The sequence below is a fragment of the Desulfosporosinus sp. FKA genome (assembly GCF_002196785.1).
Taxonomy (GTDB): domain Bacteria; phylum Bacillota; class Desulfitobacteriia; order Desulfitobacteriales; family Desulfitobacteriaceae; genus Desulfosporosinus; species Desulfosporosinus acididurans.
Map to the genome: position 1 here is coordinate 192,235 of NZ_NAHZ01000015.1, position 15,987 is coordinate 208,221.

Below are 15,987 nucleotides of genomic sequence, written 5' to 3' on the forward strand. Positions count from 1 at the left end.
ATGATTCCATTGCTGATTTTAGGACTCTTAATCCAAAATCCAGGGGCCCATGGATATGAGCTTCTGGCAAAAATGGAAGAAAGGCACTACAAGTATATTGTGAATTTTACAAAGGGGTCATTTTACTATAATCTTCAGCAAATGGAAGAAAAAAACTTAATTGAGCGGGTTATTCAAACGAAACAAAGTCGGGAAAGTCATCATTATGTTATCACTGAACTGGGGAAAGCCGAGTTTCAAACGTTGATGTACCAGTATGGTGCAAAAACGGAGTATGTTAACCTGTCCTTTTATGCAGCTCTTTTATTTGCTAAGGAATACAAAAGAGATAACATGGTCAAGCTTATTAGAATTCAAATTGAGCAGACTGAAGCAAAAATTCTATTATTAAAGGATGCCTTAGAAGGAGACCATCAGCTCCCAATCTATTTTAGAAAGATGTTAGAGAACTCAGTTTCGCACCATTTGGTAAACTTAAAGTGGTTTAATTCGCTCTTAACGGATGCAGAGTGTCTATAAATTAGTCCTTGTTTTTCATGGTGTGTCCACAGATTCAACCAATGCTCCTAACTTTATTCAGGTACACTGTTAATTTCCTAACCCCAATGGAATGTTCTATCTTTTCCCAAGAGTGTTTACTTTGTTATCAAATATTCTTATGATTATTATTCCTGCTGTATTAATAATGATTGTTACAGGAATGTATATTTGTCGTACTTGAAAATATCTAAAGGAGCATCCGTTGATGACGCGGAAAAATATATTGCCGCGCAGAGTATGATTGCAGAGTATTCTAATCAGATGCAATACTCACAAACTATTTACGACTTTGATGCGGTACAGTCTGAGCTTCAAAAGCGACTTTTAGCGAGTGGTATATACAACAAAATAACCCGCGATCATCAAATTGTCGCTTCCAATTTCACCAAGGAAGTTGATAGCCTATCAGCAACCATTGACGGCCCAAATAGTTCAATGCCGAAACCCTACGCGGTACAATCGGGTCATGCGTTGCTGATCAGTTACAGTTTCCCAAAAGATAGTTACCTATTCACAGTTATAGCTATAGATCCAAACTTTAGGATAAGGTCGAATGAATGGGTGACTTCATTATTATTGCACTGACCAATGGAGTTACTTTTTATAGGTATCCTTTACATAGAAAAGAAAATCTCATTGTAATTTTGCAATGAGATTTTCTTTATATTCTAGTTTATTTAAAATTTATTTTTGCTTTACTAAAAGTTTATTTTTTCTTTACTAAAAGTTTATTTTTTCTTAATTCGAAAGTTATCTCTCTTTTGTACAATACAATTAAGCGCTTAAGCAATCATGCTTAAGCATAAAAGGTAAATCCCTACATTGCCAAATAGGATAACTATGTTGAATTGGAGTGAATAAATTTGTTTCTGAATAATTCGTTAGTTGGCTCTAAGGATTTAGGCAGCAAAATACTTACAAAGGTTCCTGAAATCACGGTATTTTTCTGGATAGTCAAAGTGTTGACAACTGGAATGGGTGAGGTGTTCTCTGACTATCTCTTGACTCATATCAATCCTATAATAGGTATTGTCCTTGGGTTAATTGGTCTGATAGCTTCGTTGGTCATGCAGTTTTCTGCCCGTCGTTATTTACCATGGGTCTACTGGTTAACGGTTGTCATGGTAAGTATATTTGGTACCATGTTTGCTGATGTTTTGCACGTTGGTTTTGGGATTCCCTATCAGGTTTCGACTATTTTCTTTTTGGCAGCGATGGCCATCATCTTTGTTGCTTGGTATACAAGTGAAAAGACTCTTGCGATACACAGTATCCACACACGTCGCCGGGAGGCCTTTTATTGGTCAATCGTGCTGGTCACGTTCGCGTTAGGCACTGCAACGGGAGATTTGACGGCGACAACTTTGAATTTAGGCTATTTCACCTCGGGTTTGCTCTTTGCGGCTTTAATTGCGATCCCAGCGTTAGCTTATTGGTTGTTTGGCTTGAATGAAATTTTTGCCTTCTGGTTTGCCTATATAATGACACGACCGTTAGGCGCCTCGATTGCGGATTGGATGGGGATGCAACGCTTTCGCGGCGGCCTTGGGCTTGGTACAGGCCCAGTGAGTTTGGTTTTAACGATTATCATTGTTGCCCTTGTCGGTTACCTGACTGTTAGTCGTAGAGATGTTCAGAATAAACACGCCGTTTAAGGATGTTTTTTGTTATTATGCCTGGCTTGATGTATTGAGGTATTTACCGAATTTTAACACAGATTTAACAGAGTTAGACAAGTATTTCTTCATACGTAATATTATAATTAACAGGAAAAGCTAATGGCCTGAACATTAATAGATAGGGAGGCAAGCTCAAGTAATGACTTTATTACAAACGATTATTATTGCTATTGTCCAAGGTATCACTGAGTTGTTTCCGATTAGTAGTGTGGCTCATAATGTGTTTACCCCTTATGTTTTTCACTGGAATCTTAATCCTGAGTTCTTAAAGATGAATTTTTTACCTTTCGTAGTTATGCTTCATCTTGGAACTGCACTGGCCTTATTGATCTTTTTCTGGGACGACTGGATGAGAATAATCCGCTCAATTATTAATTCCAGCAAAGAGGTTTCTTTACGTTTGCTTTTATTACTTCTGGTTGGGACGATTCCAGCAGCTCTGATCGGGTTTGTTTTCGAAAAACATATTACCAATATGTTCAGCAATGTAACAACGGCCGCCATCTTTCTAATTATTAATGGTCTGTTATTATATTTTGGAGAGAAAATGAAGAAGCGAGGCACGAAAAGCATCAATGACTTATCCTACGGACAGGCGGCAGTCGTCGGCTTATTTCAAGCTTTGGCTTTGGTTCCAGGCTTCTCTCGTTCCGGAGCAAGTATGACAGCGGGATTTTGGATGGGACTTAAACACGAGGAGTCCGCTCGCTTTTCTATGTTGTTAGCCACTCCTATCATTGCTGGAGCCGGCATATTAGAAGTCCCAAAACTGATTAAACACAGTTCCCATGGCTTATTCGTCAATTCCCTTATCGGCGGTCTGTTTGCTGGGTTATTTGCCTACATTGCTGTAACAATTTTAATGCATTGGTTTAAGAGGAAAGAGATTAATGCCATGAAGCCTTTTGCTTATTATTGCTGGATTGTAGGCGCTTTAATTTTGCTATCTCATTTTATTTGAGTGAATTATTTTAAAGATTGCCCAAAACACAAATTTATTTATTGCCATTAGTGAAAATTAATATATAAAGATAAACTAGGCGCTCTAAGATGAGCGCCTAGTTTATCTTTATAACGAAGTCCGTCGTTATCGGTTCATGGAAAAGAGGCAGTATATAGTTTCCATGGTATCTTAACAAAGTTACCAGCGGGAGAACTAAGAAAAAGTGGAATTAACTCAGTAAGTCAGGTACTATATGCCGAGCTAGAGAGTGATGCATACTCTTTATAGAAGTATGGCACGAAACTCTATACAAACTCTTTTCTTCTTGGTATAATGGTTATAGTTAAATATTGGAATAAGTGATTCCTTCCCGAGGGGAAGGAATTGAAAAGGGAAGTCAGTTTAAGCTGACGCGGTGCCCGCCACTGTAAAAGGGAGCCAATTCACAAATGTCACTGGATATCGCTCCGGGAAGACGTGAGTTGACGATGACCTTAAGCCAGGAGACCTGCTTATTCCGCAGTTGAAACTACCTACGGGATGTTAGGGAGGTGTATACCTGTGTTTTTGGTAATTTTACCTGATACCGGTTGAGCTATAAACCCTTCTGTTGGTGAAGGGTTTTTTTATTTGGCAGGGTAATTCAAACAAGCAATAATCTATTAAGAATAAGAAAGAGGTCTATTAAGAGTCAGGGGAGGATACAATTATGAATTTAAGGGAAAAGAAAATAGTTAGCCTATTTGCGGTCTTTGCAGGGTTATTCGGAATAACTCCGACAGCTTATGCAATGCATATTATGGAAGGATACCTTCCGCCCAAATACTGTATCGCGTGGGGAGTAATCTGTCTGCCTTTTCTGGCAGCAGGATATTTTGCCATCAAGAAACAAGCAGCACAGAATCGCAAATCCATGACCCTGCTTGCAATGGCTGGTGCCTTCGTCTTCGTATTATCTTCTTTAAAGATTCCATCGGTTACAGGAAGCTGCTCACATATGACAGGTACCGGACTTGCTGCAATTTTATTTGGACCATTCGCAGTAAGCATTTTAGGTATTATCGTACTTATTTTTCAAGCAACTCTACTGGCGCATGGTGGCCTTACTACGCTGGGAGCAAATACTTTCTCCATGGCCATTGCCGGTCCGATGTTATCCTATGGTATTTATATATTGTGTAAAAAACTAAAAGTCAATCATAATGCTGGGATTTTTCTGGCAGCTTCAATTGGAGACTTATTTACCTATTGTATTACCAGTTTTGAGCTGGCACTTGCCTATCCGTCAGCGAACGGCGGTGTTGTTGCCTCTGCTCTTAAGTTTCTCGGTGTATTTGCACCAACCCAGGTGCCGTTGGCAATTATTGAGGGCATTTTGACGGTTATGATTGTGATTGGTCTTGAGACGTATGCAAAATCAGAATTGATAGGCATCGGATATATGGATGGAGGCGTTAAATAATGTCGAAATCCAAAAAAACAGTTATTATTCTCTCATTGATTGCACTATTAATTGCAGTTCTTCCTCTGTTTATGTTAAAAGGAGCAGAGTTTAGCGGCTCTGATGACGCCGGAAGCAAAGTCGTTGCAGAAATTACGGGAACAGACTATAAGCCGTGGGTTGAACCGGTTATGAATCGATTAATTGGCGGAGAATTACCGGGCGAAGTAGAAAGTCTATTGTTCTGTGTACAGACCGGTATCGGTGTGGGAGTTGTGTTCTTCTACCTCGGTAGATTTGTTGAAAGGAGTAAATGGGAAAAAGAAACAGGGAAAAAGTTAGGTTAGGGGGGGTTTTTCTGAAACACGGGGAAAGGTTGGAAATTGATCTTATATCCTACGCTTCGAAAATCAGAGGATGGAATGCCGCGTTCAAGGTTTCGTTTGCTGTATTATTGATGATTCTGTGCATTGGACTGAATAATCCCTACGTATCTGCTGCAGTTATCATTGGAATGGCCTATTTGATCGTGGTAAAAGGAGGCCTTTCAGTTCGGGAATATCTTTTGGTATTGGCGATTCCGATTTCCTTTATTCTCCTAGCCACTATAACAATTGCCGTTGATTTTGCCTGGGAGCCAATTGGACAATATCATTTACATCTTGGCTTTTTCTATATTTTTACTTCCTTGGAGAAGCTCGAAGAGGCAATTTTTATGATCTTAAAAGTGTTTGCTGCAGTTAGTGCCTTACAGATGATGACATTATCAACACCATCTTCAGAAATCATCTCCGTTATGAGGAAAGCCCATATTCCGAAACTTATAATTGAACTGATGAACATGATTTATCGTTATATTTTTATTATTTTAGGTGTTTACTCCAAAATAAAGAATTCTGCCGACTCACGACAGGGGTTTTGTGATTTCAAGACATCCTTGCATACCTTTGGAGGAATTGCCTGCAATATGCTTGTTATTTCTATGAAAAAGGCGAATGGATATTATGATGCGATGGAAGCTCGATGTTATGATGGTGAAATGATATTTCTGGAGGAAGACCAAAAGATTACCATGATCCAGTTTATATCGGCAGCAATGTTTATCTCTGTTTTGTTTCTGATCTGGGGATTTACGAAATAGATTTCTCGCCGCTAACGAGGCCATCACAGAGTGAACTTGTTCAGCTAATGAATATCGAGGCTTTGTCGGAAGTCTCACGATTCGATGAAAACTGGTGTGCCGTAGATACTTCTTTTTACGGAAGACTTGGAGTTTCTGGATACTATTTAGACATATGAGGAGAGTTTATGAAAGAACCTATTTTGAGCATTCGAGATTTATATTATGTCTACGGAAACGGACAAGCAGCATTAGACGGGGTCAGTATTGATATTAATGAAGGCGAGAAGATTGCAGTTATTGGTTCGAATGGAGCTGGGAAATCTACATTTTTCCTGAATGTTAATGGTGTTCTAACGCCGAAAAATGGAGAAATTCGTTATAGGGGCACTATTATTAATAAAAAGAATCTTAAAGAACTAAGGAAAAATATCGGCATTGTTTTTCAGGATGCAGATAATCAGATTATTGCTTCTACGGTCAGAGCAGAAGTAGGATTCGGACCCATGAATTTAAAACTTCCACAGGAGGAAGTCATAAGAAGGGTCGATGAAGCCCTAGATTATATGAATATTCTGGATTTTAAAGATCGTCCGCCTCACTATTTAAGTGGTGGGGAAAAGAAAAAGGTCACTATTGCTGACATTATTGCCATGAAGTCTGAAATCATTATTTTTGATGAACCAACGGCTGCCTTGGACCCCTTAAATGCGGAGATGTTAGAAAAGATTTTAGCCAAATTGAGTATGGAAGAGAAAACAATTTTGATTTCGACACATGACGTAGATTTTGCTTACCGATGGGCACAAAGAGTTCTTGTTTTTTGTCAGGGAAAGATTATTGCGGATGGAACGCCACTGGAAATATTCCAAGAAGAAGAAGTCCTAAAGAAGGCGAATTTAAAACGGCCAATTCTGTTATCTGTGTACGAAGCGCTGGTGGAGGAGCATCTACTTGCCAATGAGAAAATATATCCCAAAAGTATCCAGGAGTTTCGAGAAATGCTCCCGAAGGTACAATAATTCCTTAGCGCCAGATTTTGGTCTATGAAAAATCACTTCCTAGCATTTTTAACTAGGAAGTGATTTTCCATTAATTTGAAAAGTAGTGTTTTATCCAGTTTTTAAGACCTCAACTTCTATAAGTGGGGGTGGGTCCCTCGTTAACTTCCTCTTAATCCGCCAGATTCAGTAACTTTGGTCCGGCTTGTTGAGACATTTCTAAACGATTGTGTTGATCTTCTAAAGCCTTTTTATCGACTTCTTCAGGATTCAAAATGTTTAATAGTTCAGCATGAAGTTGTTCTACGACTGTTTTATATACCGGATTAGGTGCAAGGTTATTGAGTTCAAGGGGATCATCAATTAAATTAAAGAGTTGGCAGGGAGCGGTTGGATAATAAACATACTTATAATCGCCCTTGCGTATCATGAAGATTCCGTGACTTACGCCATGTCCATGATATTGGCTGAGTACGGTTCTGTTCTTAAGACCGCTGGGATTCTCTCCTCTAACCAGAGGAAGTAAAGAATCACCCTCCCAGGAAGGGTCAGGAGTTACTCCAACAGTTTCGGATACAGTAGACGTCAAATCGATAAGAGAGACAGGTTCATTTGAAACTAATCCTTTTGGCATATTGGGCCCGGAGATGATCAGAGGTATCCCCGCAGATTGTTCATACATGGTATTTTTCCACCATAGCTCATGGTCTCCGAGAGACTCTCCGTGATCGCTTGTATAGATGACTAAAGTATCTTTTGCTAACCCGGTTTTATCTAATACCTCCATGATTTCACCGATTTTTTCATCAACATAGGATACTAATCCATAGTATGCTTTTCGCGTCCGACGCAGAGTATCTTCGTCAATATTTCGCACATTAAAATGGTATCTCAATTCATCAAGGATTGGGTGTTGCTCGGCTGAAGGACAGTCAAAGGGCATATTGATTAATTCATCGGGGTACATATCATAAAAACGTTTTGGAGCTATGAGCGGGAAATGAGGAGCCCAAAAGTTAACATATAGGACCCAAGGTTTATCTGATTTTGGCGCTTCATAACTTAAATAATCGATAGCCGCTTGGGTTACACGTTCGGTATTGGGAATCCAGTGGTCGCCGGAACAAGCTTCTTCGATACGTTGACGACCTTTTTTCCTTTGTTTTACGGGATTTCTGAAAAGTCCTGCTATATCTCGGTTTGACGCCGGTCTATAGCGCTGATCGACAAAACCATTGGTGAAATTTGTATCAAAGTGAAGTTTTCCAATTGTCGAAACGTTAACACCGCTATCTTGTAAATGTTTTCCCCAACTCTCTGGTTGGTCTTGGTAAGGTTTATCATTATCCCAGTATTCAGTATGATGAACATGACGTCCAGTGGCTAAGGAAGCTCTGCTCGGGATACATAAAGGGCTATTACAATAGGAATTGGTGAAACGAATGCCTTTCGCTGCGAGAGCGTCAAGATTCGGAGTTTTAACTACAGGATGTCCATAGCAGCCGATAGCATCTTTTCTGTGTTCATCGCTCATGATAAATAATACGTTCATTTCGATACCTCCAAACATAGTGATAATCCTAGGATTTCCGCTATAAAGCGCTGAGTTATAATTTATGGACAAGAGAAGAACTGGTTAGTACCAGTATAATAATGCTTTAAAGATTATTCAATAGCTGAAACAAATAATTATCATATTATGAAAAGTAAAATAACTCAGCAATAAAGGTAGGGAATAATGGCAAAATATTAATAATTCGTTTGTTTAAAGTTAATCTTGGTATATTTAATTTACAAATATTACTTTGACATAACTATATTTTTAACATTATACTGGTACTAATCAGAAGACAATTTGAATATTTTTCGGTGTTTGGGTTTAATTTCAATATGAAATATTCGAGTATTTTTAATTTTGGTGAATGGGAAGGAGGGTACCTCATCAGAGTTCGTAGTATCCATGGAAGTATATTTCTTGAGATTTATGTTCAAATTTCGACTTAACAAGCGAAATGTGTTTTCTAATAAGGCTCGGTTGTTCAAACTCATTCTATTTAAAAATAATTGAAGGTACATAACAAAACATTGCTCCTAGTAAATAAAGACAAAGGGCGTGAGAGTATGCAGTTTCTATTGCGCAAGAATGATGTTTCTTCCGAAAAGTTTGAAAAATATGAAAGACTTGATAAATATTTGAACAATTGTGATTTCACAAAGGAATTAAGCGTAGATTTTCCTATATCGGACGCCATAAAACGTCTTCTGGAATTGGCTAATCAAGCCATTGGTCAAAATAATCAGATGGACTTGGTGAAAAGTTTCGATATGATTATTCGTCAATTAGTTAGTATGACCTCGGTACGACAGATGTTGCTGCTTATTGATGAACAAACTAATCAGATGAAGGACATTACTGCCCATACTGAAGAACTGAGTTCTACAGCCGATCAAATAGCTATTGCTGCTACAAATTCCGCTGCGTTTGTCAATAATTCAACGGCAACTGCTGACTCTGGAGGGCAAAAGATTCAAGAGGCTATCGCATTTATGAACAATTCCTTGAGCGAATTTATAGCCGTAAGCTCTCAAGTTCAGGAAGTATTCAATTCAATGAAGGAAATTGATCAAGTTGTCACCGCGATCGCAGGAATTGCCGACCAATCTAATCTATTAGCTTTGAATGCAGCTATTGAGGCGGCACGGGCAGGGGAAAACGGACGCGGTTTCGCTGTTGTGGCTGATGAGGTACGCAAGCTGGCGGATCATACAAAAGACTCTGTATTGTATATAAGGAAAAAGATCGATGAACTAGGCAATGATTCCGAGAAAACAGAGAGCAATTTGACAACTTTAACCCAAAATATGCAAAGTGGAATGGGCATCATGGGGGAAGCTGCTGACGCCATCCGGCTTATTCTTAATAACTTTAAAGATATTTCACAAGATATCCAAGAGATAGCTGCTGGAAGTCAAGAACAAAGCGCTTCTCTTCAGGAGTCAACCGGTATTGCAGAAAATGTGGCGAAAAATGCCATCCGAGTTCAGGAGCTTGCCCAAGATACAGGCAAAAGCGTCTATGAGATTAGCAAGAGTTTACAAAGAGTAAGGAAAACAATGCACAAAGATTCTAACTTGGATGTATATCAGAAATTGGAGATGGCTAAGAGCGGACATTTGATACCAGCCTGGAAGGTTTACAATACGATTGTAGGGTTTGAAAATTTAAAAGAAAGTGATGTTGTGACTCATACCGACTGCAACTTTGGGAAATGGCTCCAGAGTCCTGCAGGAGCTGTCTGCCGTTCTTTACCTTCATTTAAGGATTTGGAAGATTCTCATCAGAGGTTGCATGAACTTTCCCGTGAGGCAATAGCGAACCATGAGCGCGGTAATCTTGATAAGACCGAACAAATTCTGGATGAGATGAGTTTGAACGCCGAGAAATTTGTTAATCTTTTAAGTGTATTACAGACTGAGTTAGAGCGGAGTTAATTATTTTAATTTTATGGCTCTTCAATTAAAGTGATTGAAGTTTTTTGTTCTGAGAAAGTTTAAGGTTTAATTCTGCGTTGGAACATTGCTTGAAATGAGTCGAGTTAGGCCATTGGTCAGTGTAGATCGTAAAAAGAGGTAAAAGAAGATGCAAAACAAAAATTGGGTTTCGGAGTTGGAAGAATTAGCTCTTATGGCTGGAGAAATTATGGGCCATGGATATGAGAGCTCAAAAAAGATCAGCGAGAAAACATCCATTATGGATATAGTTACCCAATACGACATTGAAATTGAAAAATTACTGGAAAAAGAAATTAAGAAGAGATATCCGGAACATTTAATCTTAGGAGAAGAGGGAGAACAGCAAACAAAGGATGATATAGGATCTTATTTGCCCAAGAATGGGTATGTTTGGGTAATTGATCCCATTGATGGGACAGTTAATTTTGCCTTAGGAATACCTATTTTCGCCGTTTCCATTGCGCTCTTTTTTGAAGGAGAACTACTTGCTGGGGTAATCTATAACCCCATAAGTAAGGAAATGTTCAGCTCCCAAAAAGAAGCTGGAGCATGGTTAAATGGTCAGCGGATTAGAGTGGGAGAAGTTAAAGAGCTTAATCGAGCGACAATCGGAGTGTCCATTGCTTGCCTGAAAAAAGATCCGGAATCTTACAAGTTAGCTGTTACAGCTGGAGGTATTCGCATTCTCGGTTCTGCCGCAATTACTATTGCTTATGCAGCCGCAGGCAAGCTGGATGCCTACTGGGGTAAGGAATTATACTTATGGGATGTCGCCGCAGGGTTACTGTTAATCAAAGAGGCTGGGGGAGAAATAAATCTTAATCTTGACAATGGATATCCTGTGAAAATTAAAGAAATAATTGCAGGAACAAATATAGGTTGTCATTTTAAGAGTTACTTATCGTAGTACTGACTATTAGAGTACCATTACTAAGTTTACTTGTGATTTGGCCTGGAGTAAAGAATGGTGATTAGTTAAGTAATTGGGCTATTCGACGGATAAAGATCGATTACAGCGGAGTTTAAAAATCAAAAGTATTAATGGAAGAGAAGTAATTATTAGTGAAATGTAACATATTTGCCAATGTCAACATTTACTGTTTGAGAATGTTTTTTTGCCAAAATGCATATCAAAAATGCAATAATTCCTAGGAAGGTTATTCCTTCAAAGCCTATGTGGAAAGAAAGAACTTGAGCTGTTGCAAGAGTGTGATGGATAAGTGAATAACTGTTAAAAGCACTGTTATAGAGCGACCCGGCAATAGCTACGCCAATGCTCATGCCTAATGATCTGGACATGTTCAAAATTCCTCCAGCAACGCCAACGTGTTCAGGGGGAGCGCTGCCCATTACTGAACTATTATTTGGAGGAGTGAATATTCCAATTCCAGCTCCAACTAAAATCAAGCCTAAGAGGTCGATATAAATATTTGTATTCTTCGATAGGAGAACCAAGATCAGTGAACCTATTGAGGAAATAATCATACCACTGCTTGTCAGTAGCTTAGCTCCCATATGATCGGCCAGAGCTCCGGAAAAAGGGGAGACTATGAACATAGCCAGAGAAATTACTGTCATAATGAGCCCAATTAAGAAGGGCGATAGTTTTAATATCCATTCCAAATAAAAGGGCATCAAAAAAATTACCCCAAACATCAAGGAATAAGATAGTAATCCTGTAACGTTTCCACTAGTAAAAGTCCTGATTCGAAATAAATCCAAGTTGATCATAGGATTTTCGCACTTTTTCTCTCGATAGATAAACAGGGACAAAAATACAATACTTAGGAGTGATTCTAAAATAATTTCAGTCGATAACCATCCCGCTTTATAGCCATCTTTGAAAATGAGAATGATTAAAATCAGAAAAGGTGTAAAAAGAGCGGCGCCTAAATAGTCAAAACGGGACGAATGAATATTGGGTTGATCTTTTGGCAGGACAAAAGCCGCAATAAGAGTACCTAGAAGAGCAACTGGAATGTTGATGTAAAAAATCAAACGCCAACCGAAATTTCCTATTATTAACCCACCAATAGTAGGACCTACAGATAATCCAATAGCTTGAGCAGATCCCTGAATACCAATGGCTTTACCTCGACTCGTTGCAGGAACTACTGAAGTAATAATTGCGATTGAGTTAGCCTGCAACATAGCGGCACCTAACGCTTGTAAAATCCTGGCAGCAATTAATAACGGAAGCATCGAGACGATGCCACATAATCCGGATCCTAAACCGAAAATTGAAAAACCCACTGTGTAAAATATTTTTCTGCCAAACCTGTCTGACAAACTACCCAATAGCGTCAGAAGGGAGGTTAACGTTAGAAGGTAGGCAATGGAAACCCATTCCACGCTGTCCATCCCAGCAGAAAAACTTTTACTTAATGTGGGCATGGCAACGTTAATGATACTGGCATCTAAGGCTGCCATAAATGCGCCGATACAAACTGTACCTACCACAAACCAATGGTATCCTTTTCTCTCATGAAATGGGACATCTGAAATCATAATTCATCACTCCTTAATAAATATGTGTGTAAATTATAGGTATTATGGTTAATACCAGTAAGCGAACAAATTTATCCATTTTAAGACTCCTACTATTCAAGTGGGGGGTACCCATAGTTGCTTCGGTGAGGGTCAGAGTCCCACACCGAAGCCGCTAATGTTTAGCTTTAGCTAAACAATTTCACTATAAATTTGGAAAATTAAAAATAAAGAGCAGAGACATATTCTGGGTGGATTCATATGGTATTAAAAGAACTGCTTCTGCCATTGAAGAATCTAAAACTCACCCAAAGAACGGTGCCCTTCGGGGACTGTACTGTTTCGGGGTATATGATTTGCAGTTTATCTATCAAGTTATATGGATGTTTGGAATATGCTATACGTTGTTTTTTTCAAGGCCAAATGGTTGTCTTTGTAAATCAATAACGTATTCATAGCGATCCCCTCTGTAGAGGGCTTGCGAATAAACGATTGGTAGACCGCTTTCAACATAGGTGCTGCGTTTAACAACTAATAAGGGGCTGTTAAGTTTGCATTGAAGAAGCTTAGCTTCTTCTTTTGTGGCTTTGCCTGCACTAATCTTTTGTTTACCTGTACTAATCTTATAGCCGTAAAGTTCAAGCTGTGTATAAATAAGGTCCTTGGAAAGGTTAGCATTAAGGAGCTTTTGCCCGATACTTTGAGGAAAATAATTATAGTCTAATGATAACGGTTCCTGAGCTACAGTAATTATCCGAGCTATGCAAAAGACGGGCTCTTCTTCAGCAAGCTTAAGTTTCTGACGGATCTTGGGAGTAGCTTTCTGGCTTTCAGTTTTGAATACTTTCATTTCGACATTAAGACCATCCAGAGCAAGTTCTTCGGTTACCCCCATTAAGCGTGCAAGTGGCCGCTCTATACGTTTTGGTGCAACAAAAGTGCCTTTACCATGCTTGCGGTATAAAAAGCCTTCATTAACCAGTTCGCCGATAGATTGCCTAATAGTAACTCGGCTGACGCCGTAAGTTTCCATAAGCTGTCTTTCTCCAGGAAGGGCTTCTCCGGGTTTTAAATTGCCATCCGTAATGTTTAATTTGATAATGTCTTTGAGTTGTTCATATAAGGGTTTAATGCTGCCAGGATAGAGCATAAACAATACTCCTCTCATAATTTAAGTTTCATTTTCGGATTTCTAAATCTATTAATTAACCGAGCAACTACTATATAAACCTTCTTCCCAAAACTTGATGAGTATTTGGCAATGATAATTTTTAGTGAATAAAGATAATGATAAATTGAGGTATTTCAAGGCAATAAGTTTCTGGTTAAGACCAGTGTTTAATTCTATTATAAAATTAAACAATGAGTAATTCAAGGCTTAATTAAGAAAAGCTAAAATAAACAGAGAATTATATCCAGATAAATACATATATTTAAAAAAATTGGGCTACTTACTAATTTCTATGTAATGTTTTTGAAATTTAATTGCGAATGAACTATTTTTCTCATTAAAATATTTCATAGTTAAATGAATTGAGGGAATATTGAACTTCCTTAAAGTTCGAAGTATACTGGTATTAACCAGACACAAGAAATGATTTATTGTTTTTTAATTTCATTTTGAAACTAAATCTCAAGGATAAACATGATAAAAGTCTATAAAATTGGCGCTCTAGATCGTTAATAATAGATTTAGAAAAGGATATATCGACATGAACAAAATTATTGTGACAGGAAATACTAAAATTAGAGAAGATCATAAGCGAATCATCCTAAATTTTATTCGCAAGCATAAAACAGTTTCAAGAACCGATATATACAAAATGACGCATATTTCTAAACCTACTGTGACAAGAATCATTGAAGATCTATTGGCAAGCAAGGTGATTCGTGAAAGCGGATTAGGGGATGCGGGCATTGGCAGAAGACCTGTTAATTTAGAACTAAATGCTTCGGCCTATTATGCAATTGGAGTTAATATCTCTAAGAGAGCTTTAAATATTCATATGGTGGATCTCAGCATGAATGTTGTAGGCAGAAAAACTGTGTCTTTAAACTTTATTTGTAATAATGAGCAATTTATTGAGACCTTAATTAAGGCGATTAAGGAATTAATTAATGAAAGCCGGATTGATTTTAATAGAATATTAGGAATTGGCGTTGGTGCAAGGGGCATGGTTAATTATCAGAAGGGAATCATTGTTGATTTTTCACCATCTCGAACTCTGCACAACATCACTATCAAAGAACACCTTGAGAACGAATTTAAACTTAAAGTATTTTTGGATAATAATGCACATACGCGGGTGCTGGGGGAATATTGGTATGGTTACGGCATTGGATACAAGGATGTTGTTTATATAATATGTAACGAAGGTATTGGATGCGGTGTCATCACTGAAGGAAGGATCGTCAGGGGGAAAAACAATGCAACGCAGGGCCTTGGACACATGAAAGTAGATATTAATGGAAGGCAATGCAGTTGCGGGAGCTTTGGCTGCATTGAATCTCAGTGTTCTACCGAGGCCATTGAGGAAATAGCTAAAGAAGGTTTACGGCGTGGCCGTAAATCCATTCTAACTGAAAGAGTAGATCGTGATTACGAGAGTTTGAATTATAAGATTATCTGTCAGTGTGCAGAGGAAGGGGATCTTTTTTCTCTGCAACTGCTTGAAGAAGCTGCACGTTATTTAAGTACGGGAATTTCAAATTTAGTAGGGGTTTTTAATCCGGAAATCATTATTCTTTCGGGAACTCTCTTCGATGCCAGCGATTTTTTCTATCAAACTGTTGTCAAAATGACAGAGCAGAAAATTGTTAGTCCTTTAGCCAGAGATGTACTCTTTAAAAAAAGAAGAATAAGTGACAATTTGTATGAAGCCGGGGCCGCAACAATGGTTTTTAGAGACTTTTTTAAGGACTAAAAATTGGGATACCCATTTTTCTTTATATTGAAAGATATTTACTGTTTTACTATATTTGTTTCATCTTGAAATAATTTACTGAATTTAGTTAATTCCAGAACGCATCATTAAGCTATATAAAATGGATTCTAAAAGTTGACACTATCTTCGTGAAAAGCTTTCGGTACGGGAGGATTTAGTTGAGAAGCCTAGTTCTAGATGAATCTAAATAAAGGAGCATTCCTGTATTTAGAAAAAAATGAGCTTTGTTAAAAAGGAGACCTCACGTTACAATTTGAAAGGACTGTTGGCCAACAGAATCCAATCAAAATAACGGAGGTCATCCCAAATGAATTTTAC

14 protein-coding genes and 1 riboswitch are annotated in these 15,987 nt (G+C 38.2%); of the genes, 11 read left to right on the plus strand and 3 right to left on the minus strand.

What is annotated here, in order from left to right:
* The 8 genes from B5771_RS04495 (at position 1) to B5771_RS04530 (ending at position 6,745) form a co-directional block, all read left to right on the plus strand.
* Positions 1–519: a helix-turn-helix transcriptional regulator gene (locus tag B5771_RS04495; protein ID WP_088186472.1), complete on the plus strand. Its 519-nt coding sequence runs from the start codon at positions 1–3 to the stop codon at positions 517–519.
* A gap of 189 nt (positions 520–708) precedes the next feature.
* Entirely contained in the window at positions 709–1,125 is a 417-nt protein-coding gene (locus B5771_RS04500; protein ID WP_088186473.1) for a hypothetical protein, read from the plus strand.
* A 278-nt stretch (positions 1,126–1,403) separates the two neighbouring features.
* Positions 1,404–2,195: a hypothetical protein gene (locus tag B5771_RS04505; RefSeq protein WP_348982929.1), complete on the plus strand. Its 792-nt coding sequence runs from the start codon at positions 1,404–1,406 to the stop codon at positions 2,193–2,195.
* A 163-nt stretch (positions 2,196–2,358) separates the two neighbouring features.
* The gene (locus tag B5771_RS04510; RefSeq protein WP_088186474.1) at positions 2,359–3,180 is read left to right on the plus strand and encodes an undecaprenyl-diphosphate phosphatase; all 822 of its coding nucleotides are present in this window, start codon (positions 2,359–2,361) and stop codon (positions 3,178–3,180) included.
* Positions 3,181–3,502: 322 nt separating this feature from the next.
* Positions 3,503–3,693, plus strand: a riboswitch (cobalamin riboswitch).
* Positions 3,694–3,871: 178 nt separating this feature from the next.
* Entirely contained in the window at positions 3,872–4,624 is a 753-nt protein-coding gene (locus B5771_RS04515; RefSeq protein ID WP_088186475.1) for an energy-coupling factor ABC transporter permease, read from the plus strand.
* Positions 4,624–4,950, plus strand: coding sequence for a cobalt transport protein CbiN (locus B5771_RS04520; RefSeq protein WP_088186490.1), 327 nt, complete (start codon positions 4,624–4,626; stop codon positions 4,948–4,950). Before B5771_RS04515 ends, B5771_RS04520 begins: the two co-directional genes overlap by 1 nt.
* 29 nt (positions 4,951–4,979) lie before the next feature.
* Positions 4,980–5,744, plus strand: coding sequence for a cobalt ECF transporter T component CbiQ (gene cbiQ, locus B5771_RS04525; RefSeq protein ID WP_348982930.1), 765 nt, complete (start codon positions 4,980–4,982; stop codon positions 5,742–5,744).
* A gap of 167 nt (positions 5,745–5,911) precedes the next feature.
* Entirely contained in the window at positions 5,912–6,745 is an 834-nt protein-coding gene (locus B5771_RS04530) for an energy-coupling factor ABC transporter ATP-binding protein (protein WP_088186477.1), read from the plus strand.
* Between the two features lie 151 nt (positions 6,746–6,896).
* Here the strand turns inward: B5771_RS04530 and B5771_RS04535 are convergent, their stop codons facing one another.
* Positions 6,897–8,276 (minus strand): sulfatase-like hydrolase/transferase, encoded by a 1,380-nt coding sequence (locus tag B5771_RS04535; protein ID WP_172408155.1) that lies wholly within the window; start codon positions 8,274–8,276, stop codon positions 6,897–6,899.
* A 569-nt stretch (positions 8,277–8,845) separates the two neighbouring features.
* Between B5771_RS04535 and B5771_RS04540 the strand changes: the two genes are divergently transcribed.
* Positions 8,846–10,216 carry a methyl-accepting chemotaxis protein gene (locus B5771_RS04540; protein WP_088186479.1) on the plus strand — a complete coding sequence of 457 codons (1,371 nt, stop codon included), beginning with the start codon at positions 8,846–8,848 and terminating at the stop codon, positions 10,214–10,216.
* Positions 10,217–10,364: 148 nt separating this feature from the next.
* Positions 10,365–11,144 (plus strand): inositol monophosphatase family protein, encoded by a 780-nt coding sequence (locus B5771_RS04545; protein ID WP_088186480.1) that lies wholly within the window; start codon positions 10,365–10,367, stop codon positions 11,142–11,144.
* Positions 11,145–11,296: 152 nt separating this feature from the next.
* Here the strand turns inward: B5771_RS04545 and B5771_RS04550 are convergent, their stop codons facing one another.
* Entirely contained in the window at positions 11,297–12,745 is a 1,449-nt protein-coding gene (locus B5771_RS04550) for an MFS transporter (RefSeq protein ID WP_088186481.1), read from the minus strand.
* 376 nt (positions 12,746–13,121) lie between these two features.
* Complete coding sequence (locus tag B5771_RS04555; protein ID WP_172408156.1) at positions 13,122–13,874, minus strand: GntR family transcriptional regulator; 753 nt, start codon at positions 13,872–13,874, stop codon at positions 13,122–13,124.
* A gap of 562 nt (positions 13,875–14,436) precedes the next feature.
* On the opposite strand from B5771_RS04555, the gene B5771_RS04560 reads away from it, so the two are divergent.
* Complete coding sequence (locus tag B5771_RS04560; protein ID WP_088186483.1) at positions 14,437–15,648, plus strand: ROK family transcriptional regulator; 1,212 nt, start codon at positions 14,437–14,439, stop codon at positions 15,646–15,648.
* Positions 15,649–15,987 lie beyond the last annotated feature (339 nt).